Origin of the sequence: Maricaulis parjimensis (assembly GCF_016817355.1) — a bacterium.
GTDB classification, from domain to species: domain Bacteria; phylum Pseudomonadota; class Alphaproteobacteria; order Caulobacterales; family Maricaulaceae; genus Maricaulis; species Maricaulis parjimensis.
Genome location: NZ_JADOTT010000007.1, coordinates 114,364 through 136,145 on the forward strand (window position 1 = coordinate 114,364; position 21,782 = coordinate 136,145).

A 21,782-nucleotide genomic window follows, 5' to 3' on the forward strand; every position below is an offset into this window, starting at 1 on the left:
CGGGGGATCAGGCGGCTTTGGTCTTGCCACCTTCGATCAGCTTGGCCTTGGTCTTGCCCGGGCCGGACTGGATCGCGATCCGCTTGGGCTTGGCAGCCTCGGGGATCTCACGCACGAGCCGGACGGTCAGAAGACCATTCTTGAGGCCGGCATCGGTCACTTCGACATGATCCGCGAGATGGAAGCGGCGCTCGAAGGCGCGCTCGGCAATCCCGCGATGCACGAAACGTCGGTCATCCTGGCCTTCCTTCTCGGAAATGCGGCCGGACACGGTGAGCACGTTTTCCTGGACTTCCACGGTGAGGTCTTCCTCACCGAAGCCGGCGACAGCGAGTTCGATCAGATACTCGTCCTCGTCGACGTGCTGGATATTGTACGGGGGGTAGCCCTGGGACTCGATCTTGGTGGCGGAGTCCATCATGTCCGCCAGACGGTCAAAGCCGACGATCGAACGATAGAGCGGGGTAAAATCAACAGTACGCATGGTCAGTCCATCCTCTCTTGAGCGACAAACAGGCCCGGCAAGCCGGGCGTGGGTTGCATTGGCTGTCCCACAAGGGCCACAGCCGGTTCGGCGGGCCCCATCTCGGCGACCCGTACCGACTAGTTGGGTAGCGCAAATGTGTTCCGCAAGCCCCCCGGTGCCGATTGCGTGAATCTTTTCACTTGGCTAGGACAGGGGCAGGTTTGAGGGAGACATTTTTCATGCGTTCCATTTTGATGAGCGGCCTGTCGGCCTGTGCGCTTCTGGCCCTGTCGGCCTGCGGTAATCCGGCAGAGGAACCGGCTGAAGACACGGTCGCAGAAGCACCGGAAACCATGGTCGAAGCCGAACCGGCTCCGGACTATTCCGACATCACGACCGTGCTGGCCGCCGAATGGCGCGGAGAAGCCGCAGAGCGCGACGCCTGGCGTCACCCGGCGGAAACGCTCGAATTCTTCGGCGTCGACCCGTCTTCGACAATCGTCGAGATCTGGCCGGGCGGCGGCTGGTATTCCGATGTTCTGGCGCCCTGGATCTCGGCCAATGGCGGCACCTATGTCGCGGCGCACTTCCCGGCCAATTCAACCAGCGCCTACCGGCAGCGCTCACGGGCCAGCTTCGAAGAGCGTGTCGCAGCTAATGCCGCCTATGGCGAACCGGTGATCGCGGACTTCAACGCCGAGATCGGCCTGGTCGTGCCCGCAGGGTCCGTCGATGCCGTCCTGACCTTCCGCAATATCCACAACTGGATGGCGGGTGGTTCGGCCGAGCGCGCCTTCGCCGAATTCTATACAGCGCTGAAGCCGGGCGGAATCATGGGCGTGGTTGAACACCGCCTGCCCTCCACTCGTGAACAAGACCCGATGGCTGGCTCCGGCTATGTCCAGCAGGACTATGTCATCGCCATGGCGGAAGAAGCCGGTTTCGAATTTGTCGAAGCGTCTGAAATCAATGCCAATCCGGCCGACACGGCTGACCATCCGATGGGAGTCTGGACCCTTCCTCCGACGCGGCGTTCGCCGGGCGAGGATGATCCGCGGGCCGAAGGTTTCAATCGCGAGCAGATCGATGCCATCGGGGAAAGCGATCGCATGACGCTTCTGTTCCGCAAGCCGGAAACAGTTGAGGAATGAGGCTTCTGATTGCCGTCTGTCTCCTCCTGACCGGGGCTTCGGCCCTGGCTCAGGAGGCTGAGGGTCGCCTGGCGGGACCGGTCTCCATGCTGTTCCCGCACCGGACAACCTATCTGGAACTGGCGGAAGAAGACCGGTCGCACTTCCGGCTCGATTATGTGGTGCAGTCCTCGGCTGGCGTGGCCGCTGATGAGATCGGCCTGTGGTATGAACGGGGCGGTGCAGAGGTCCGGCTGGATCTAACGCCGGACGGTCTGATCTCCAATCCGCCGGATGCGGATACGCTGGACGCGGATCCGGATATCTGGACCGACCAGCCCGGGCGGACCATGTCCATGTCGATGCAGTTTGCCTATGACGGACCGGACTGGCAGTCCCCGTCCCGGCAGGATCTTGTGACAGGCCTCAGCCAGGCCAATCGGGCCGTGCGCCGCACAGCGGGCGTGGCCGCCCTGTTCGCTCCGGATTTCAAGACGGTGATCTTCCAGTTCGACGGCCCGGCCCCGGACGCCTGGGCGATCGATGAAGCCGGCGAACGCCATGCGCTCACCGTTCAGGAAGATCGTGCCCTGTTCCGGCCACGCGACCGGGAAAACCGGCGGATTGTCCGTATCGAGTTGGGCGCCGTGCCCGAACGCATCCTGTTTGACAGTTAGACGGCGGCCGGCCGGAGGCACTCGAGCGCGGCTTCCAGGAGGTCCCGGCTGGCGGCGGCAACGACTTGCCCGCCCTGGCTGGGATCACCGCCGTCCCAGTTCGTGACAATCCCGCCCGCCCCTTCAATGACCGGGATGAAGGCCTGGACATCATAGATCTGCAGGCCGCTCTCGATCACCAGATCGATCCCGCCCGCCGCCAGCATGGCGTAGGCATAGGCATCAAAGCCATAGCGGGTCAGGCGCACGCGTTCCCGCACGGCCGCAAAAGCGTCGGCTTCGGCCCCTTCAAACAGATAGGGATCGGTCGAGCTGAGAATGGCGGAGCCCAGACTGACGCCCTCGCGGACGGCTAGGTCTCGCACGGTACCGGCATGGTGCAAGCGCGTGCCGTCACGCGTACCCGCGAAACGCTCGCCCAGATGCGGCTGATCGATAATGCCGATCTGCGGGCGGTCCTCGACTTCCAGGGCAATCAGCACGGTCCAGCTGGGCAGTCCGGAAATGAAGGCGCGCGTTCCATCAATCGGATCCAGCACCCAGCGGCGGCCGGACCGGCCTGCCACATCGCCGAATTCCTCACCGACAATGCCGTCCTCGGGGCGGTGTTCGGCCAGAAGGGCGCGCATGGCCTGTTCCGAAGCCCGGTCCGCTGCCGTGACCGGGTCGAAGCCGGTTTCCAGCTTGTTGTCGATGGATGTGCCTGTCCGGAAAAAGGGCCGGATCGCTGCGCGGGCCGCATCGGCCAGGGCGTGGGCCAGTTTCAGATCGTCGGACAGGTCATATCGGGTCATGACAAGGCGCCTAGCATGACCGGACAGGCCTTGCCAGACGCCTTGTTACGTCATTCGTCCCCGATGGCCTTTCAGGCCGCGTCGTTGGCCGCCTCTTCCGGCTCCAGCGACTTGGCCAGCTCCAGAAGGCGTTTGCGCGGACGTTCGCCAAGCCGGTAATAGGCCCGGATCAGGTCCACGGTTTCTTTCTGGGAGAGAATGTCCGCCGCGAGCGTGCCCTCATTGGCCACTTCATCGCGCTGGGACAGGCCTTCATAGAAATACTGCACCGGCACATCGAGCGATTCAGCCAGTTCGAACAAGCGGCTCGCGCTCACCCGGTTGGCACCACACTCATATTTCTGGATCTGCTGGAAACGGATTCCCACGGACTCGGCCAGCTGCTGCTGCGTCAGGCCGAGAAGCCGGCGCCGACGGCGCAGGCGCTTACCTACATGAAGGTCGATATCGTTCGTCATACTACTCGCCGCCTATCTTCGCGTCTCGAAATGCGTCGCGTTGGGACACACGCCTCTCAGGAGAGCAAAGCACGTGCCGGGCGAAGGCAGACCCGATTATTCGCGTCTTGTGGGCAGTATTATGACGACAGGAGGCCGGACCAGTCCGTCTCGCACAAACCACTGATAAGGTGGGACATCTTGCTTTTGAACCGGTCAAATTCCGGCAGTTTCACAACCCGTCCCTCATCCATGTAGAGGCTGCGATTGATCTCGATCTGGACCACATGCACCCCATCCAGGGGACGTCCATAATGCTCCGTCGTGTAGCCGCCGGCATAGGGAATGTTCCGAACTGCGACGTATCCCATGCCGGTGAGCAGGGCTTCCACCCGTTCGGTCAGGGCCGGATCACAGGCCGAGCCGAAACGGTCACCAATGACGAAGTCGACATCGCGGGCGCTCTGGGCCGGCATGGAGTGCATGTCGATCACCACGGCCTGGCCGAACCGCGTGCGGATATCATCGATCAGGCCGGACAGGGCGGAATGATAGGGCGTGTAACAGGCGTCCAGCCTCTCGCGTGCTTCGGCATAGCGCATCCGGGAGCGGTAAAGCGGCCGCCCCTCCACGCCGACGCGGGGAATCACACCCAGTCCGGACGAGGCACGACGGGAAACCCCCTCCACCTCGCTGGGCAGGCGATCCGCAAACATGCCCGGGTCCAGCTCCCACGGTCCGCGATTCGGGTCGACATAGACCCGGGGAAAGAGCGCCCGCAGCAGGGTGGCGCCATAGTGCGGTGCCTGATCCACGAGCTCGTCGACGAAAGCGTCTTCAGAGCGGCGCAGCGTCAGCAGATCCAGACAGGCTTGCCGGGCAAAGGCGTCCGGATAGTCCTGCCCGGAATGGGGCGAGGCGAAAAGCAGGGGTTTCGGCGTCTCGTTCCGGGGCGGATCGATCCGGATGGCTCCGGGCTTTGCGATTGCATTTGCCGAAAGCGCAAAGTCGAGCGAAGATGATGTGTCCGGGGCAGCCATGGTCCGAGAGTGGGCAGCTGCACTCCGCCGGTCAAGCGCTACAGCGCGTTCAGCAGGTTTTTACCAGACGGCTGTAGGATGCTCTCACTTTGACGATTCGAAGGGTGGGATCCACATGGCAAAGATTCTTCTGGCAGAAGATGATGACTCGATGCGCGACTTCCTCGCCAAGGCCCTCAAGCGGGCCGGGCATGAGGTCGAGGTCTGCGCGGATGGCGAAGAAGGGCTGGACGCGATCGGCGATCAACCGGCCCTGTTTGATCTCCTGCTGACGGACATCGTCATGCCGGGTGTCGACGGGATCGAGCTGGCACGCCGTGCCGCCGAGGTCGATCCGGCGCTCAAGATCATGTTCATCACCGGCTTTGCCGCCGTGGCGCTGAACCCGGGCTCGGGCGCACCGACCAATGCGAAAGTCCTGTCCAAACCCTTCCACCTGCGAGAGCTGGTCGATGAGGTTGCCCGCGTGATGGCCGCCTGATCCAGAGCTGCAGACGCAAAAGAGACGCCGCCCTCCGGGGCGGCGTTTTTTTGTGCCGGCTTCCAGGCCCCGCGCAAAAGAAAAGGGCCCGCTCGGAAGAGCGGGCCCCAATCTTGTCCTTCCGGATGGAAGGCCTCTGGCTTACCAGGTCTTCGCGATGGAGGCGAAGAAACGGCGGCCGAGGATGTCGTAACCGGAACCGAGGACTTCGTTGCCCGAAGCCAGGGTCGCACCGGAAGCGTTCTGGTCAACAATGGCCGGCTCTTCGTCGAACAGGTTGTTCACACCGACAGTCACCTGCCAGGTGTCCTGCTCATAAGAGACGGACAGGTCGTGGTACCAGACAGCATCCCAGCTATCGACGGCATCGCCGCCCAGCTCGGACGGAGCTTCGATACGGTCACCGTAGTCGATACCGACGCGGTTACGGATCGAGGCCTGCTCGCCGAGGTAACGGTTACGGAAGGTCAGGGTCCAGTCACCATGCTCGAAGCGGTTGGTGATGGTGCCGCGCCATTCCGGGTTACCCCAGTCGCCGACGAAGTTGTTCACGTCGGACGTGGCCGTCGTCTGAGACAGGATCTCTTCGGACTTCGTTGCCACGGCGTTCATGTCGTAGACAAAGCCGCCGAAGAAATCGAATTCCATCGTGAAGCGACCGTTGAAGTCCCAACCGGTGGATTCCTGCGTAGCAACGTTGAACGGCGTGTTGTCCACGAAGAGCAGCTGACCGGTATTCGGGTCACGCTGACGACGAGCACAGAACGGATCGTTCGGGAAGTTCGACGAGTTGTAGCACTGGCCCAGAGAGAAGGCCGTGCCCGGGATCGCGATCGAGTCTTCCACTTCGATGGAGTAGTAGGAGACACGCAGCGAAGCGTCGAACATGTCGGTGAACGGCTGCTGGAACACGAAGCCGAAGGAGTAGGCGTCAGACGTTTCCGGATCCAGGCCGGGGTTACCAGCGCGGAAGGATTCGATCGACGACACACCGGTCAGACCCAGAGAGGTCGGGTCGATGCCTTCGGAGACACAGTTGGCCAGGACAACCGGGTCACGGTTGTCGTTGGTCGGGTCATAGGTGCCAGCATTGTTGGCAGCCGCCGGAACCACGCACGGGTCAGCGAAACCGTTGGTGAAGCCGGTCTGGCCACCCAGGAAGAGTTCACGCAGGTTCGGAGCGCGGAAGGACGTGCCGTAGGTACCGTTGAAGGTCAGGAAGTCCGTGACCATCCAGGAACCACGAGCCGAGTAGGTCGAGTTCTGACCGTAGTACTCGTGGTCGGTCAGACGACCGGCCAGCTCGAAGGAGATGTCCTCGGCAAAGGCAGCACCGGAAACAACCGGGATCGCGACCTCAGCATAGTATTCCGTCAGGTTGGCCGTACCCACGGAGCGACGGTCGGCGAAGTAGCCAGCCGCACGGCCCTGGGAAGCGATCGTATCCGTACCGGAGTCGAGGCTGTCACGACGCCATTCGATACCGAACACACCAGACACTTCACCGGCCGGCAGTTCAAACAGCGGACCGGTGGTGAAACCACCGAAGATCAGCTGGTCGACAACCGTCGTGGCGGTGCGGTCGATGCGCAGGAAGTCATATTCTTCCTGGGTGCCGAAGTGCGGCGCGGTCACACCGTCATTCGGGTACAGGTTCGGGTGGAACAGGTCGACCGGAACACAGTTCGTCGGGGACAGGAAGCCGAACAGCGAGACGTTGGAGTTGTCGTAACCACAGACGATGTCGCCGGAGACCGGGTCGATACGGGTGGTTGCGAGAACGGCCGTCAGGCGCTCTTCGTCGACCTGCGGACGGCTGGAGTAACCCATGGAGCGGGTGTAGCCACCGAAGAACTCGTAGGACCAGGACGGCATGAAGGACCAGTCGCCCTCAACACCGGCCATCAGGCGCGTGTACTGCGTTTCCACAGAGATGTTGGAACGCTCGATCGGCGAAGCGAAGATCGGAACAACATCATACGGGAACGGGTTCAGCGGATTGCTGGCCGCAACCGTCGGGAAGATCTGGCCGTGATAGCCAGCCTTGTAGTTGGTCTGCGAGTTGTTGTGCAGCAGCTCGGTGAAGACCGTCACGTTATCCTGACCAAAGATCCGGTCGATCGTGTAATCGCCCGAGAACATGAAGGAGTAACGCTGGGAGTCCGGAATGATGTCCGTCGTCTGGTCCAGATAGGACGAACGATAGGCCTCATCCGTGGACGTGCCCGTGGACCAGCCAACCGGCAGGTTGCCCGGGTGGGACGTCGTGCCCGGCGTGGAGTACACGTCGACGCTGTAGAAGCCCGGATAAGCGAAGTAGCTGGCCAGGCTCGGAGCACCGTCAACGAAGTAGTTGAAGGTACGAACGCGGTTGATGATCGAGCCTTCACACTCGGACAGCAGGGAGCCGTCCGCGGCGATCTCGATGTCGCGCGAGCAGTACAGACCGTCGGTCGGGTCGTAGTTCCAGTCGCGGTCGTCAACCTGCATGCTGTCCTGGTGGAAGTATTCCATGGCGAACAGGAAGCGGCCGTTCTCGGTGGAGTCACCGATCATGGCGTTCCAGCGGTGCGAACCACCACCGGACTGTTCCGGCGTGGTGACAGCGCCACCAACCTGGAAGCCTTCGAAGCTGTCGTTCAGGATCACGTTCACAACACCGGCAACAGCGTCAGAACCGTAAACCGAGGAAGCACCGTCCAGCAGGATGTCGACGCGCTGGATGGCGGACGACGGGATGATGTCGAGGTTCGGCAGCGACGGAGCGCCTTCCACACCCGACGGCGCCACGCGGCGGCCGTTGATGAGGAGCAGCGTCTGGTCCGGATTCAGACCGCGCAGGGTGATGGTGTTAGAGCCCGGACCCGCGTCGGTGACGAATGCACCACCGATCGTGTTGTCGAGCTGAACGCCCTGAGCCACAGACGAGGTCTGCAGGATCTGGGCGGTATCGATCAGACCCGCGTCACGGATCTCATCGGCGTCGATGACTTGAAGCGGCGCGACGGACTGGAAGGCGTCACGACGGATACGGGAACCCGTAACGACGATGCGCTCTTCTTCATTTTCCGCCTGCTCGTCTTCGTCCTCGTCTTGATCCTGCGCATAAGCAGGAGACATGGACAGGCCAGCAGCAGCAAAGCCAGCCAGGATGGTCGAACGCAGAAGGCGCTCGCGGTCCCAAAGATTGCTCACGATTGTACCCCTTTAAAGCTGATAACCGACCCCCGGGCTTCACGCGCCTTTGTAGAGTCAGCTCGACCGAGTTCCCCCGATCTTGCGGCGCACTATGTCCAATCTCGTATTCCGACGAAAGCATTACGCGCTGTTAAGCCGGATTTCTGCCATCATTGTTGCAAAAAAGTCATATCGTGTTCACGCTGCCGTGATCACCGGCAACATCGTGCGCCAGACCGACTGCAATATTCACAATTCTTCTGCAGAATCCCGGCTTGCGCTTCGGACAGGCTGACGCTAGAAACCCGGCTCCCAAGTGACGGATGGGCGATTAGCTCAGCGGGAGAGCACTTCGTTGACATCGAAGGGGTCACTGGTTCAATCCCAGTATCGCCCACCATCCACTTCCTTGGGGTTCCGCACATGACCGCATCCGATCAGTCGCCGCCATCCCGGCAGGCGCTTGGCACAGCACAATTGTCCGGTGCGGGTGAGCAGGAATTTGCCAGTTTCGCAGATGCCGTGACACATGTCCGCCAGAAGGGCGCGTCAGACGCCAGCGAACTCGATGCCCGCCCGGCACTCACCAAATACTATGTCTGTCTGGTCCCGCGTTGCGGCAGCACATTCCTGACCGGACTACTCAAGGCCACCGGCGCTTTTGGGGATCCGGCGGAGTGGGTCGGGCCGTCCTGGGCGGAGAAACAGCTGGAACTGACCGGCGCGCAAACCTGGCCCGCCTTCGTTGAGCGGGTCCTGGCGGCCCATCAGTCCGAGAATCGCGTATCCGGCCTGGAAATCGCCCACGCGCACCTGACCTGGGCGCGTCGCTCCGAAGGCAAAAGCCTGCGCCTGCCGCGCGATGGCGTTTTCTTCTATCTTCGCCGCCGCAATATCGTGCGCCAGGCCATTTCCCTGCATATCGCCCACCAGTCCGGCGTCTGGCATTCCGACCAGCTCACCGAGGACGCGCAGACCGTCCGCGACGCGGTGATGTATGACACCCGGGCGATCCGCAATTTCATCAAGCTGCTGCAGGATGAGGAAATGCGCTGGGAACGGGAATTCGGGTCCATGGCGATCGAGCCGGTCCGTCTTTATTATGAAGACCTCGTCCAACGCCCGGAGCGCATCCTGCGCTTGTTTGCGCAGGTCCTGGGCCTGCCGGAAACGCCCCGCCTGCCCGATGACAACCCGGTCCGCAAGATGAGCAATGACCGCACCGCGGAATGGGAAGCCCGGTATCGCGAGGAAGAGGCCGACTTTCTGTCCGGCGTGCAACGCCTGCGCCCCTTCATGCACCGGCTCGTCCAGGAGGTCTGACCCACCACCAAGAACGCGGAAACGGCCCGCGCCGGCACAGCACGGACCGTTTCTTCACCGATGCTCTTGATGGACACCGGCGGGCGTGACGCACAGCATTTGGGTAAGGGACTGTGCGCCGGGCTTCTGGAAACTCACAGGTCTGAACGTATCCCCTGTCCGGATCTGCCGACTGGGGCCGCAGCCCCGAAATCGACCAGCATCTGCCCCAGGCGTTCAAATTCCCGATTGGGGTGGCCAGGCGGAAAGGGTGGCGGCGCAACATATCCGGGATTGGATGACCGGCGGTCGGCGTGGGCCCGGCGAGCGGTTTCCACCAAACTCAGCGCATCACGATAGCGCGCCAATTCGCGCGCACGACGGCTGCGTCCAAAGACCGATCTGATCCGATCAAGCCACCGCATCCCTACTCCCCCGGCATCGCGTTTGACTGGAACCGGACTCAACATGCGGGCCCCTGTCAGGGGAATACGATGATCAGCGTATTTTCGGAGTATTGCCGTGAATTTCCGGCAAGGTTTCCAGCGCAATCCGGGCGATCACACCCCGTCCGGGACGGGAGCGGATGCAGACGGGCGCCTTGATCCATTCTGCCATGCGGAACACCAGATCCATGCCGAAGCCCGACAAGTCGTTTCGGGCCGGTCCGGACAGGCGCTGATCGAAGAAGTCCCGGCTGGTCAGGGTGACCGGTTTAGCGGACAGCCCGGTGCCATTATCGACAACATAGAGGCAGATCAGGCGGCCGCGACGGCGTGCCAGCAATTGGATGTCACGGGCTCCGGAATGGCTGATCGCATTCATCAGCAGATTGACCAGAATGCGCTCCAGCAGGACCGAACTGCTGCGGACCCGCCCCTCGACCGGGGTCGTGTGCAGGCGGATCCCCCGGCTTTCGGCCAGGCTGCTGACCGCATCCCGGCTCTGTTCCAGGATTGACGGGACATCCACGACCTCACCGCCGCGCCAGCCCGGCAAATCCCGTTCGGCCCGGGCCAGTTCGAGTACGGATGTGAGAATATGCGAGACATTGCGGGCAATGTCTTTCTGCCGGCCCGCGATATCCCGCGCCTGATCGACATCACCGCGGTCCAGCGCCATGTCCATCGCGGCGATGTTGGCATCGAGGGCAAACAGCGGCTGGCGGGTGTCGTGTCCCGTCGAGGTGAGCAGGAGAGAGAGGATGGAATTGACGCCTTCCGCCTTTTCCCGCTCCGCCTGGACAACGCGATTGAGATAGAAATTCCGCCGCCCGATGCCCGCCAGAAGACGGATCGCCAGAGGCAGGAAGGCCAGAGCGAGCACCATGCTGGTCAAGCCGATCAGATAGGGGCGCAAATCCGTCGGCCTGAACACGGCCAGCAGAACCAGGTACAGAATGAAACACGCGAGGATGAAGCCGAAGGCATGCCGGATGAAGTTGAAATTGAACATGCCGACCATGCCCATCGTCAACGTGATCCAGAAGGCCATCGTGACAAAGCGCACCGCCAGTCCGTCTGCCGTGGTTTCGAGGCCCAGATAGGCGAAGGTCACAAGCGTGAACTGCAGGAAATACGCGACCATCCAGCCGGTCAGCAAGGCGCCGTCCAAACGCGATGGCGGGCGTTTGAGCCGGCGCAGCCAGGTCACCACAACGCCCAGTGTGAGGACCGCCATGACAATGCGCGCGGAGATCAGGTGGATCATCGCCGGCTGACGATCCAGAAGCTGCCATTCATTGATCGCAGACGCCAACCAGATCATCGCGCAGGCAGACGTGATCCAGCAGGCCAGCTGCAGCGCCTGGGCATGGGTCGAAGCGCGGTACTCCGTCTCGATGCTGGAATCCAGAAAGGACCCCGTATAGAAGTCCAGCTTCGGATACGCGATCTGGTCCATTCACAACGCCTTGTACTAAATTTTCCGCGGAACAAGCCCGCGCGCACCCTAGCGCGCAAGTAACATTTTGGAAGCCATGACCGAGAGCCTTGAAACATCGGAGCGAATTGCCCTCATCCTGGACGACCACCAGGTCGTGATTGATGGCGTTTCGAGCGTGCTCCTGGCTCAGGGTCTGGCTGACCGTATCGTGTCATTCACCAGCCTGGCGGATTTGCAGGGCCATTTTCCCGACCAAAAGCTGGCCTTTGCCATCATCGATCTCGGACTGGCTGGTGAATCCGGGCTGAACGCTGCGGCTGAACTTCTGCGGCGGGATCCGCACCTGCCCTGCATCATGACCACGGGCTCTTCCCTGAGCGAGGCGGAAACAGACGCGCTGCGGGATTACACGGGGTTCTTCTTCCACAAACAGGATCCTGTCGAACGCTTGATCGACCTGGTCAGGGCGCTTCCGCCGCGCAACACGGCACATGCGGCGCAGGCACCAAATCCGGAGACTTTCGGCACCGGCCTGTTGCGCGTGGATCTGCTGACCCGGCGCGAACGCGAAGTTCTTGGCCAGATCGGCCGCGGGATTGATATCGGCGAGATCGCCGACACGCTCTTCATCGCCCCGGCCACGGTGCGGAAGCACCGCGAACACATCATGGAAAAACTCGCCGTCCGCTCAAGCGCCGGACTGGTGCGGGTCGCCCTACAGCTGGGTCTGTCCTGACCTGATCCCGCCCATCCGTCTGCAGCTCCCGCTTTAACCCGCGCCGCGGACAACCTATCTCAGCCGGACACTCGGAGGTTCGCCATGGAAGCCCATCTGCAGGCTGCACTCAAATCGATCACGGAAGTCCAGTCCGGCCGGAATATTCTCGATGCCGGTCGCGTTGAAACCGCCGCGATCATGGGTGACACCGCCACCGTGGTCCTGGCCCCGCCGATTGCCGGCAATCCGGATCTGGACCGGCTGAAACCGCAGATCGAGGCCGCCGTGGGCGCGCTGGACGGGATCAATCGTGTGCGGGTCGTGATGACGGCCCACCGCGAAAGCGGCAAACCGGCCAAAGCGCAGCGCAAGGCACCGCCACAGCCGGCCGCAAAGCCCAAGGCCAAGCCGGCCAAGCGCATCATCGCCGTGGCCTCGGGCAAGGGCGGTGTCGGCAAGTCGACCGTGTCGGCCAACCTCGCAGTGGCACTGGCGCGCGAAGGCCTCAAGGTCGGCCTGCTGGATGCGGACATTTACGGCCCGTCTGCTCCGCGCCTGTTCGGTCTGACCGATGTGCCGGGCCTGCGCAAATCCGACGCCGGTGTCGAGCCGATCGAGGCGCACGGCGTGAAACTCATCTCCATGGGCTTTGTCGTGAAGCCGGGCGCGGCCGTCGTCTGGCGCGGCCCGATGGTGCAGGGCGCGATCCGGCAATTCATGACGGACACGAATTGGGGCGATGCCGATGTGCTGATCCTCGACATGCCGCCGGGCACGGGCGATGCCCAGCTGGCGATTGCCCAGGATTTGCCGGTCGATGGTGCCATCATTGTTTCCACGCCGCAGGATCTGGCGCTGGATGATGCCCGCAAGGCGATGAGCCTGTTCGAACAGACCCATGTCCCCATTCTCGGCATGATCGAGAATATGAGCGTCTTCCTGTGCCCGCATTGCGGCGAGGCCAGCCATATTTTCGGCGAAGGCGGTGCCAAGGCCGAAGCCGACGCCGTCGGCCTGGCCTATCTGGGCGATATCCCGCTGCACCCGGATCTGCGCGTGCGCTCGGATGCGGGCGAACCCATTGCGCTGGATGACGGCCCGATCGGAAAAGCCTTCCGGCGCGTGGCGAAGGCGGCTCTGGAGGCGGCTGATACCGCCAGCAAGCCAGCCCCTGAAATCCGTTTCGTCGACTAGTCCGGGGCAAGCTCACGGAGCGGGGTCGGCTGGATGCCGCCCGGTGCCCGGATGCCGAACACTTCACTGACCACAGCCTCGGACAGGGCCTGGCCGGGCGGTCCGTCCGCCCTCACCTTTCCGTTTGCCAGGACGATGACCCGGTCGGCATAGCGCGCTGCCAGGTCCAGGGCATGCACGGCAAGCAGGACATGGCGCCCGCTCGTGGCCGCTTGTTTGAGCATGTCCATGACCACCAGCTGGTGGTGGATATCGAGCGCCGCGGTCGGTTCGTCCAGGACCAGGACATCGCCCTCGCCCGCGAGGGTCCGGGCAATCAGGACACGGGCCTGTTCCCCGGAAGAGAGGCTGTCCACCCGGCGATCCGCGAGCGCGGCGACGCCCGTCTGCTCCATCGCGGCTTCGATGGCCGTCTGGTCTTCCGGCGACAACTGGCGCAGCGGTTTGCGCCAGGGCACCCGCCCCAGCGCGACCACGGCTTCGACCGTCATCGGCCAGGCCGAACGCCCGTCCGGTGGCAGATATCCGATCCGCCGGGCCCGCTCGCGTGGCGACAGAGTGGAGAGGTGAACACCATCCAGCGAGACATGGCCGGTGGCGGGTTCAAGCAGGCCTGCGGCCAGTTTCAGACAGGTCGACTTGCCCGCACCATTCGGCCCGACCAGAGCCGTAAGCCCGGCCGCCGGGAAATCCAGATCGAGACCGTCGATCAGGCGGCGCTCGCCATAGCCGAAGCGCAGGTCTTGAAGACTGAGCGTGGTCATGGCGCCACCTTTTGCGAGGCTCGCACGAGCCAGAGGAAGAAGGGCGCTCCGATCAGCGCGGTGAGCACGCCGAGATAGAGCGGCAGGCCGGGTCCCGAGAGCAGCCGGATCGCCATGTCTGCCAGGACAACCAGCAAGGCTCCGCCGAGCATGGAGGGCAGGACCAGCGCGCCGGGCCGGTACCCGGTCAGCGGCCGCAATATGTGTGGCACCACAAGGCCGACAAAACCGATCGCGCCCGCCACTGCGACACCGCCCCCCACGGCCAGGGCCGTCCCGGCCACGACGGCCAGGCGCAGGCGGGACAGGTCGATACCCAGGCTGCGGGCGGCATCCTCTCCCAGGCTCAACGCGTCCAGCGCCGGGGCGCAGAAGAGGAGAATGGCCAAGCCGGACAGGATAAGCGGAACAGCAAAGCCGACCTCATTCCAGCTGGCATCCTTGAGTGATCCCATCAGCCAGTAGGCGATCTCTGCCAGCGCCCAGGGATTGGGGGAGAGATTCATCATCAAGGCAGTCAGGGCTCCGGCCAGCGCATTCACGGCAACGCCAGAGAGGATGAGCGTGGTGGCCGAGGCGCGGGGTCCCGCGATCAGAAAGAGGAGCGCGACCCCGCTGGCCGCTCCGATCACGCCCGCCAGCGGCAAGGCCAGTGCGAACAGGCCGGACAGTCCGAAATAGAGCGCCAGGACAGCGCCGAACCCGGCGCTGGCGGACACGCCGACAACACCGGGATCAGCCAGCGGATTGCGCAGGAAGCCCTGCAGCACAGCCCCGGCGCCCCCCAGTCCGGCACCGACAAGCAGTCCCAGCGCCAGTCGGGGCAAGCGGATTTCCTGCAGGATCAGCGTGTCGAGGCCTGGGTCTTGACCGAACAGGCCTGTCAGGCTTGCCAGATCCAGCGCCGCATTGCCGCAGAACAGGGAGAGCCCGGAGAACAGGAGGAGCAGACCCGCCAGAGCGAGATTGAGGGAGAAAGGTTTCATGGCCGGTCCACCCAGTCATCGATCGCGGCGGCAATGGCCTCGGCGGCGTCGATCAGACGGGGGCCGGCACAGGGCCAGTCACCGGCCGGAAGGTCCACGCGCAAGGGCCCGTCCAGCACATGGCGATAGGCGGCATGGTAGCGCGCATGATTGGACGTGCTGTCATAGCCATCGGTGAAAAAGCTTGTGAGCAGGATGTCTGCCTCGACATGCAGCAGCACTTCCGGGTCCGACCGTGTCCAACCGGACAGGCCGACCTCGGCCATCACATTGACCCCGCCGGCGGAACGGATCGCCGCGTCGACATAGGTCCCCGCCCCGGCCGATCCGCCGGAGACATTGAGATAGAGAATGCGCGGTGCCCGCGGGCGCGCGGCCGTCCGCGCAGACAGGGCGGCCAGCCGGGCGTCCAGATCTGCAATGGCCGCGGAAGCCGCTTCCTCGCGATCCATTGCGGTTCCCAGGGCGAGCAGATTGGCGCGAACCCCGTCGAAATCATCGCTCCAGGCCAGTTCGAACCCGTCCAGACCACCCCGCTCGATCAAGCGGGCTGTGCGACCTCCGCCACCCGGATCGAAGACGGCCAGTTCCGGCGACAGCACCAGGAGGCGCTCCGCGTCCGGCCAGGCTCTCGGCAGGTCGCGCGCCCAGGCCGGAGCGGCCGAGACCGGTTGATCGACCTGCCAGGAGAGGGCCCGGATCTGTCCCGGTGCGGCGAGAGCCAGAACATAGGCATCCGCACACAGCGCCGTGGAGACAATGCCGCCGCCAGACGGCATTGTCCCGGTTTCGGCGAAGGCCGGACTAGCGATTGCGCAGGCGCAGGCCGAGATACAGGCCCCGGCCCGGCGTGTGATAGCCGACCACATCCTGATACTCCTCATCGAGCAGGTTTTCGCCGCGGACATAAATGTCCAGCCGCGGATCCACGGCATAGCGCAACTGGCCGGAGACCAGCGTGTAGGCGTCGAGCGTCACCGGCAGATAGGTGGCAAAATCCGTGTCCACCTGCTCACCGGTATGATCAATGCTGACCGCCCCCGACCAGGCGCCATCGCGCGGGTGCCAGTCCAGGGTGAGCGATGCGAGCTGTTCCGGACGACGCAATTCGGTCACGCCCGCCTCCTCGCTTTCCAGCCAGGTCAGCGAACCAAAGGCCGACCAGTCCGGCGCGATGCCCCAGCTGGCCGAAACCTCAAGGCCGGACCGGTCGGATGCCGTTACCGCGTTGAGCGCGGTGGACGGGAAGGCGGAGAAATCCGTGTAGATCTCGTCTTCCAAGTCCGACTGGAACCAGACGATGGACCAGAAGGCCTTGCCGTCCAGAAGGCTCTGATCCCAGCCAATCTCCCAGCCGCGGGACCGTTCCGGCTGCAGGGCGGGATTGCCCTGGAAATAGGCCGGGAAATAGCCGAACAGCTCATAGATGCCGGGGTTTTTGACCCCATCGCCCCAATTCACCCGGACCCGGCCATTCAGGGCCGCAATGTCCCAGCCCGCTCCGACACGCCAGGTCGTGGCATTCTCGAACAGCTCATGCTGATCCTGGCGCAGGGAGGCCGTGACGTCGAACGCCCCAAGGTCCAGCCCATAGTCCAGCGCGATGGCCCGGGTCTCGATCTGGCGCGACTGGTTCGACCCGGCGCCCGGTCCGGCAAAGGCCTTGAGCCGATCCTGTTCCTGTTCGACGAGGCCGGTGAGGCGATGGCCGAAGGAGCCGGTCTGCCAGCGCCCGGTGATCTGGTAATGGGCCTGAAGCCGCTGCCCCAGCGCCTCACCGGCGGAGATCGCATCGGCGAAGGTCTCGGTCCTGTCATCGGTCAGCTGGATCGCCAGCTCGTGCTCCAGCGCAAGGGAGCCCACTCCATGCCCGGCTGACAGCGCCGTGCGGGCAAAGACCGTGCGGCCGCGACTGAGCCGGTCGACATCATTAAGCCGGCCATCATAGTCCGTGTCGCTGTCATACTGGCTGTCATAGCCAAGCCAGCGCAGCGAACCCTCCAGGCGGACACCCTCCCCCAGATCACGCGCGCCGGCGAGATTGACCGAGGCATTCTCATAACCATCGGTCTCACCACCCAGGCCGGAGACATCAATCCCGTTACTGGCATACTGGCTGCCGGAGAGGGAGAACCAGCCAGTCTCGCGGGTCGAGGCGATGCGGGCCGAGACCTGGCGTGTACCAAAATCACCCGCCTCGATCCGGGCCGAGCTTTCCAGACCGGTCTCCGGGCGAGCCGTGGTCAGCCGGATCACACCACCGATCGCATCCGCCCCCCACAGCGCCGACTGTTCACCCCGGGCGACTTCCACCGACCCCAGATCGTCAAAGGCAAAATGGGCGAAATCGGCTTCACCGGTGAAAGGGTTATTGGCTTCCACGCCATCGATCAGGACCAGAACATGATTGGCTTCGGACCCGCGTGCGCGGATCTGGGTCAGGGAGCCGGCCGGCCCGGAACGGGAGATGGCCAGACCGGGTACGCTGCGCAGCGTATCGGCCAGGAAGGGCAGATCCCGGGCGTCCAATTCGGCCTCACCCAGGCGGGTAATGCTGGATGTGGCATCCGATTGCACAATGCCGACCCGGGCCGCCGTGACCAGGACCACATCATCGGATGCAGCGTCCTGAGCCAAGGCCGGGACCGGCAAGAGGATGGAAGGCAGCGCCAGAACGGGCGTCAGCCAGACAGATTTACTCATTCATACGCCTCCAAAGCGTCAGCGTCCGGCCCATCGGGCCGGACGGTTGCAAGGAGTCGTCAAAAACGGAGATACCGCGCCGATCTCGTGTGACCCCGCACGAACGGACAGACGACAGCGGTGGCAGGTCTTCCGGCTTGCGGGTCCAGGTGAACGATGCCCCTTCCCGGAACAAGTGTTCCAGTGGGTAATCTGCATCGCCACTCGCCGCTTACGGCTGCGGGCACAGCGCCGGACTGGGTGAGCAACACCGCACCGGCTTCCCGATTAATCCCGTGAGGGAACCATCGCGCCGCGGACGCTAGGGCCTGCCGGGCAAAAACGCAATGCGGGGAATGCCGTGATCAGTCGCGCGTGGCGAGTTGATCTTCCAGGGCGCGGATACGCTGGTAGAGCGCCCGCTCTTTCACCTTCTCCGGACGGGACAAGGCATGCTCCAGCTTGCGCAATTGCTTTTGCATGCGCCGCCAGGAGAACCAGAGCTGGATCACTTTGGGACCATCGACCAGATAGCGGCGCCACATGCGGCCCGGCTCCTGGAGCAAACGGTGCAACCATTCCAGACGCGCCTGCTGCATCCAGACCGGCGCGCGGCGGGCCTTGCCGCCGAGGAAGTCGAGCGAGGCACCGACACACAGGCCCAGACCGGTGCAACCACCATGGTCAAGACAGGCCTCGGCGACCAGTTCCTGTTGCGGAGAGCCGACGCAGAAGAAGGTGAAACGAGACGGATTGTCCGCCACGAAACGCGCGCACTCGGCAATCGCTTCGGGATTGTCCCGCAGCCCCATGGGCGGCTGGTGCCAGCGCACATCGCGAAGGCCATAGCGTTCGGTCACGGCTGCGATGACGTCTTCCGAACCGCCGATAATGGTGATGGGTTCGGCCGGGTCGATCACGGTGTCGAAGAGTTTCGCCGTCAGATCGGAGCCCGGAGACACATTGATCGTTTCGCCGGAAATCTTGCCGATCACTTCCAGCACGCGGCTGTCGCAAACGGTGAGCCAGGCCTGGGCATAGAGGCGGGCCAGAACCGTATCGCGCTCAAGCCGGACCAGATGGTCGACATTCGGGGTGACCACAAAGGCAAACGGCTTGGACGGGTCGCGCTCGGTAATCCGGCGCATCGCCACATCCAGCCCGATCTTGTCGAAGGCCGAATTGAGAAACCAGACATGGCGCGAACCGGAACGGCGCTCGACGAAGGTCTCACTGGAGGCGGTGTGTGCGTTCACTGACATGTCCCGATCTGTGCCATTCCGGCGTTTTTTGACCGAAGTGCTGCAAACTGCGCGCCGGAATTCGAAGTTTTTCTGACCGGGGTGCATCCAATTGAGGAGTTGGCGGCATCGAAGGGGCAGAACCCGATTTCAGGTGACCGCCATGCTTCTCAAATCCCTTGCCCTGATGGGCCTCGCCACCTCCCTCGTCAGCCTGCCTGTCACCCTGCCGGTCGCCACAGGTTCCCCGGTGACGCTCGCTGTCGGCGCGGTCCAGCTTCACTATGACCGCCAATCCGGTCTGGATGTGGATTTCGAGGCCAGCTGTCTGGTCCAGACCTGCCCCTTCGCCGAAGTGCGGTTTGACCGGGCCAAGCCGGATGATGGCGAGGACACTGTGGACGATCAGGTGCGTCTTATCCGGGTCTGATTTCAGCCTTCGCGGCGACGACGTCGCATTTCGAAACGCCCGGGCAGCAGGACGCTTGCCCCGTCTTTTTCCAGTGCCGTCGCATGACCGCAAATCTGTGCCGCGAGCTGCTCTGCCAATAGCGGAGCATGGGCAAACCCCCGCGATCCAAGACCGGACAGGATGAATTCCCGCGGCCCCAGCGCACCCGCGACCGGCAAGCGGTCCGGAGTGGAGGCCCGCACACCGGCCCACCGGGCCATGACATCCCCCAACTCAACATCCGGGCAATGCGCGGCCGCGGCGTCCCGGAACCCGGCAATGGCCGGTTCTGCCGGACCGGCCGCCTCGCCGCGAACATGGGTGGCCCCGACGAGCACGCCCTGCGGCGCCGCGCACAGATAATGCCCCCAGGTGACCGGACGCGAAGGCGCTGTACCGGCAAACACGGCCAATTGGCCGGCGCTCGGTGAAATATCCGGCAGGCGGGCCGCCGCACCGGCACCGGAGGCATGGATCACGATATCCGCCTCCAGCACGGTTTCGCCTTGCCCATCCAGCAGGCGACAGCCCGCCTCGCCGGCCTCCACCTCTGCGATTCCGGCCTGGAGCCTCTCCGTCTCACCGGCCAGCTGCCTCACCAGGGAAGCCGGAAGGAAACGGCCGGAATTGGTCAGGTGCAGCCCGCCCGCCTGCCAGACCACACTGTCATCCATCATGTCGGCAATGTCGGCGAAACGACGGGCTTCGGCGTCATCCTTGGGCAAGCGGAGAACGCCCTCTTCCCAAAAATCATCCAGCCCGGAATAAAGCCGCCGGGCAAAGTCGAACGCGGCCAAAGTGGCGCGAACATGCGGGCGGTCAGCGCGCTCCAGACGCGGGGTCAGCAGACCGGCCGGAGCCCCGGACGCCCCACCGGCCAGCCCGTCGCGATCGACCAGGACTGTTTCGCAGCCACGGATATTCAGGGCGTGGGCGAGCGAGGCTCCGGCGATACCGGCCCCGATGATGGCCACACGGCCCGGCGCGGGCATTTCAGCGCCCACCTCGCCCGGAAAGATCGCCTCAAGCCGCTCACGCTTGCGACCGAAACCCGGCTGTTTGGAAACAGAAAAACCAGCCTCAGCCAACCCCCGGCGAACAAAACCGGCGACCGTGAATGTGCCGACACGCGCGCCCGGCGCGGAGAGACGGCCGACGGCGTCCAGCACAGGCTGGGACCACATCGCGGCATTGCGCGCCGGGGCAAAGCCGTCGAGGAACCAGGCATCCATCCGGGCATCAATCTGCGCCAGGGCGGCTTCGGCCTCGTCATGGAAAAGCGTGATGGCAAACCCGTCTTCCGGGAAGACCAGCCGGTGCGCGCCTTTCAGCCGGGGCGGCCATTGCGCCAGCAAGCGGTCACTCAGATTTGCCAAGGAGGGCCATTGGGCAAAGGCCCGGGCGGCCTCTTCCCGGGACAGCGGGTGTTTCTCGATGGAGACAAAATCCAGCCAGGCGCCCGGCGATCGGGTCTCACGCCAGAGCTGCCAGAGTGCCAGTGCGTTGAGGCCGGTTCCAAAGCCCAGCTCCCCGACCGTGACATGCCGGCGCCCCTGCCAGATCTCCGGCATGTGGCAGGCTTTCAGAAAGACCGAACGGGTCTCTTCCAGCCCATCCTCGGCGGAGAAATAGACATCATCATAATCTGCCGCCCGCGGACCGGAGGCCTGGCTCCAATCCAGCTTGGCCGGTTCGCAGACCAGACTGTCTGTCATGACAAGCGCTCTGGCATGTCAGAGGCTCTGCGTGAATTTGGCGAAGGCCATCAGGCCTTCCGGCCAGGGCCCGTGTCCGCTTTCAGGCTCAAAATGTCCGGCCTCGCCGGCATTGCCGAAGCGAACATCCCAATCGCGCGCCCAGCTTTCCGCCTTGGTGATATGACAAGTCGGATCATTGCTGGAGGCCAGCATGAGACCGGCAAAGCCCAGCGGTTTGCGCGGTGCCGGGTCAAAGCCATGCTCGCCGTATTTGTCCTTGAGTTCCGGGCGTTCCCAGTCGGACGCGCCGACCAGAAAGGCACCGGCAATCTTGCCGGTCATCTGGGGCGCGGCATGGGCCACGGTGAGCACACCCAGTGAGTGGGCGACGAGAATGACGGGTTTCTCGGCTTCCGAAACAGCCTCGACCAGACGCGCCACCCAGGCATCCCGGCGCGGCATGTCCCAATCATCCTGTTCCAAGCGGCGCGCCGTGGACATTTTGTCCGCCCAGCGCGATTGCCAGTGGAAGGGCGAGGCATTGTGCAGCCCCGGAACGATGAGAATGTCGGCGTCCTTGATCTTCATGGCGCCCTTCTAACGCCGAATGGCCGCCATTCCATCCCCCCAAACACAAAAGGCGCGGCTCCCGGGGGAGGCC

At 63.8% G+C, this 21,782-nt stretch carries 20 protein-coding genes, 1 tRNA gene and 1 riboswitch; of the genes, 8 read left to right on the top strand and 13 right to left on the bottom strand.

Features of this window, described 5'->3' with window-relative positions; all coding sequences use genetic code 11:
- Window positions 1-7: 7 nt before the first annotated feature.
- Complete coding sequence (locus I0K07_RS12485) at window positions 8-484, bottom strand: Hsp20 family protein (protein WP_203293918.1); 477 nt, start codon at window positions 482-484, stop codon at window positions 8-10.
- Between the two features lie 221 nt (window positions 485-705).
- On the opposite strand from I0K07_RS12485, the gene I0K07_RS12490 reads away from it, so the two are divergent.
- Window positions 706-1,617, top strand: a complete 912-nt coding sequence (locus I0K07_RS12490) for a class I SAM-dependent methyltransferase (protein ID WP_203293920.1) — start codon at window positions 706-708, stop codon at window positions 1,615-1,617.
- A complete protein-coding gene (locus I0K07_RS12495; RefSeq protein ID WP_203293922.1) occupies window positions 1,614-2,273 on the top strand; it encodes a hypothetical protein in 660 nt (219 codons plus the stop codon). The genes I0K07_RS12490 and I0K07_RS12495 overlap by 4 nt, the downstream gene beginning before the upstream one ends.
- Here I0K07_RS12495 and hisN read toward each other — a convergent pair.
- The 3 genes from hisN to I0K07_RS12510 all read right to left on the bottom strand — a co-directional run bounded on the left by hisN (window position 2,270) and on the right by I0K07_RS12510 (window position 4,544).
- A complete protein-coding gene (hisN, locus tag I0K07_RS12500; RefSeq protein WP_203293924.1) occupies window positions 2,270-3,067 on the bottom strand; it encodes a histidinol-phosphatase in 798 nt (265 codons plus the stop codon). The genes I0K07_RS12495 and hisN overlap by 4 nt on opposite strands.
- Window positions 3,068-3,138: 71 nt before the next feature.
- Window positions 3,139-3,525 (bottom strand): helix-turn-helix domain-containing protein, encoded by a 387-nt coding sequence (locus tag I0K07_RS12505; protein ID WP_203293926.1) that lies wholly within the window; start codon window positions 3,523-3,525, stop codon window positions 3,139-3,141.
- Between the two features lie 119 nt (window positions 3,526-3,644).
- Window positions 3,645-4,544 carry an N-formylglutamate amidohydrolase gene (locus tag I0K07_RS12510; RefSeq protein ID WP_203293928.1) on the bottom strand — a complete coding sequence of 300 codons (900 nt, stop codon included), beginning with the start codon at window positions 4,542-4,544 and terminating at the stop codon, window positions 3,645-3,647.
- A 115-nt stretch (window positions 4,545-4,659) separates the two neighbouring features.
- Between I0K07_RS12510 and cpdR the strand changes: the two genes are divergently transcribed.
- A complete protein-coding gene (gene cpdR, locus I0K07_RS12515) occupies window positions 4,660-5,025 on the top strand; it encodes a cell cycle two-component system response regulator CpdR (protein WP_203293930.1) in 366 nt (121 codons plus the stop codon).
- Window positions 5,026-5,166: 141 nt separating this feature from the next.
- On the opposite strand, the gene I0K07_RS12520 is transcribed toward cpdR, so the two are convergent.
- On the bottom strand, window positions 5,167-8,220 hold the full coding sequence (locus I0K07_RS12520; RefSeq protein WP_203293932.1) for a TonB-dependent receptor domain-containing protein: 3,054 nt from the start codon (window positions 8,218-8,220) through the stop codon (window positions 5,167-5,169).
- A gap of 307 nt (window positions 8,221-8,527) precedes the next feature.
- On the opposite strand from I0K07_RS12520, the gene I0K07_RS12525 reads away from it, so the two are divergent.
- Together I0K07_RS12525 and I0K07_RS12530 are read left to right on the top strand one after the other, a co-directional pair.
- Window positions 8,528-8,602 (top strand) — tRNA-Val (locus I0K07_RS12525).
- A 23-nt stretch (window positions 8,603-8,625) separates the two neighbouring features.
- Window positions 8,626-9,525 carry a Stf0 family sulfotransferase gene (locus I0K07_RS12530; RefSeq protein WP_203293934.1) on the top strand — a complete coding sequence of 300 codons (900 nt, stop codon included), beginning with the start codon at window positions 8,626-8,628 and terminating at the stop codon, window positions 9,523-9,525.
- A 477-nt stretch (window positions 9,526-10,002) separates the two neighbouring features.
- On the opposite strand, the gene I0K07_RS12535 is transcribed toward I0K07_RS12530, so the two are convergent.
- Entirely contained in the window at window positions 10,003-11,406 is a 1,404-nt protein-coding gene (locus I0K07_RS12535; RefSeq protein ID WP_203293936.1) for a sensor histidine kinase, read from the bottom strand.
- Window positions 11,407-11,482: 76 nt separating this feature from the next.
- Between I0K07_RS12535 and I0K07_RS12540 the strand changes: the two genes are divergently transcribed.
- On the top strand, window positions 11,483-12,124 hold the full coding sequence (locus I0K07_RS12540; RefSeq protein ID WP_203293938.1) for a response regulator transcription factor: 642 nt from the start codon (window positions 11,483-11,485) through the stop codon (window positions 12,122-12,124).
- Between the two features lie 84 nt (window positions 12,125-12,208).
- Complete coding sequence (locus I0K07_RS12545; RefSeq protein WP_203293940.1) at window positions 12,209-13,300, top strand: Mrp/NBP35 family ATP-binding protein; 1,092 nt, start codon at window positions 12,209-12,211, stop codon at window positions 13,298-13,300.
- On the opposite strand, the gene I0K07_RS12550 is transcribed toward I0K07_RS12545, so the two are convergent.
- From I0K07_RS12550 to I0K07_RS12570, 5 genes are all read right to left on the bottom strand, one after another.
- A complete protein-coding gene (locus I0K07_RS12550) occupies window positions 13,297-14,064 on the bottom strand; it encodes an ABC transporter ATP-binding protein (RefSeq protein WP_203293942.1) in 768 nt (255 codons plus the stop codon). The two genes, I0K07_RS12545 and I0K07_RS12550, sit on opposite strands and share 4 nt — an antisense overlap.
- Window positions 14,061-15,050, bottom strand: coding sequence for a FecCD family ABC transporter permease (locus I0K07_RS12555; RefSeq protein ID WP_203293943.1), 990 nt, complete (start codon window positions 15,048-15,050; stop codon window positions 14,061-14,063). The genes I0K07_RS12550 and I0K07_RS12555 overlap by 4 nt, the downstream gene beginning before the upstream one ends.
- On the bottom strand, window positions 15,047-15,919 hold the full coding sequence (locus tag I0K07_RS12560) for an ABC transporter substrate-binding protein (protein WP_203293945.1): 873 nt from the start codon (window positions 15,917-15,919) through the stop codon (window positions 15,047-15,049). The genes I0K07_RS12555 and I0K07_RS12560 overlap by 4 nt, the downstream gene beginning before the upstream one ends.
- Window positions 15,855-17,753, bottom strand: a complete 1,899-nt coding sequence (locus I0K07_RS12565) for a TonB-dependent receptor plug domain-containing protein (protein ID WP_203293947.1) — start codon at window positions 17,751-17,753, stop codon at window positions 15,855-15,857. The genes I0K07_RS12560 and I0K07_RS12565 overlap by 65 nt, the downstream gene beginning before the upstream one ends.
- 105 nt (window positions 17,754-17,858) lie before the next feature.
- Window positions 17,859-18,056, bottom strand: a riboswitch (cobalamin riboswitch).
- Window positions 18,057-18,097: 41 nt separating this feature from the next.
- Window positions 18,098-18,988, bottom strand: a complete 891-nt coding sequence (locus I0K07_RS12570; RefSeq protein ID WP_338041064.1) for a WecB/TagA/CpsF family glycosyltransferase — start codon at window positions 18,986-18,988, stop codon at window positions 18,098-18,100.
- A gap of 148 nt (window positions 18,989-19,136) precedes the next feature.
- On the opposite strand from I0K07_RS12570, the gene I0K07_RS12575 reads away from it, so the two are divergent.
- The gene (locus tag I0K07_RS12575) at window positions 19,137-19,403 is read left to right on the top strand and encodes a hypothetical protein (protein WP_203293951.1); all 267 of its coding nucleotides are present in this window, start codon (window positions 19,137-19,139) and stop codon (window positions 19,401-19,403) included.
- Window positions 19,404-19,405: 2 nt separating this feature from the next.
- Here I0K07_RS12575 and mnmC2 read toward each other — a convergent pair whose 3' ends face one another.
- Together mnmC2 and I0K07_RS12585 are read right to left on the bottom strand one after the other, a co-directional pair.
- The gene (gene mnmC2, locus I0K07_RS12580; protein ID WP_203293953.1) at window positions 19,406-21,139 is read right to left on the bottom strand and encodes a tRNA (5-methylaminomethyl-2-thiouridine)(34)-methyltransferase MnmC2; all 1,734 of its coding nucleotides are present in this window, start codon (window positions 21,137-21,139) and stop codon (window positions 19,406-19,408) included.
- Between the two features lie 18 nt (window positions 21,140-21,157).
- Window positions 21,158-21,709 (bottom strand): RBBP9/YdeN family alpha/beta hydrolase, encoded by a 552-nt coding sequence (locus I0K07_RS12585; protein WP_203293955.1) that lies wholly within the window; start codon window positions 21,707-21,709, stop codon window positions 21,158-21,160.
- Window positions 21,710-21,782: the final 73 nt, after the last annotated feature.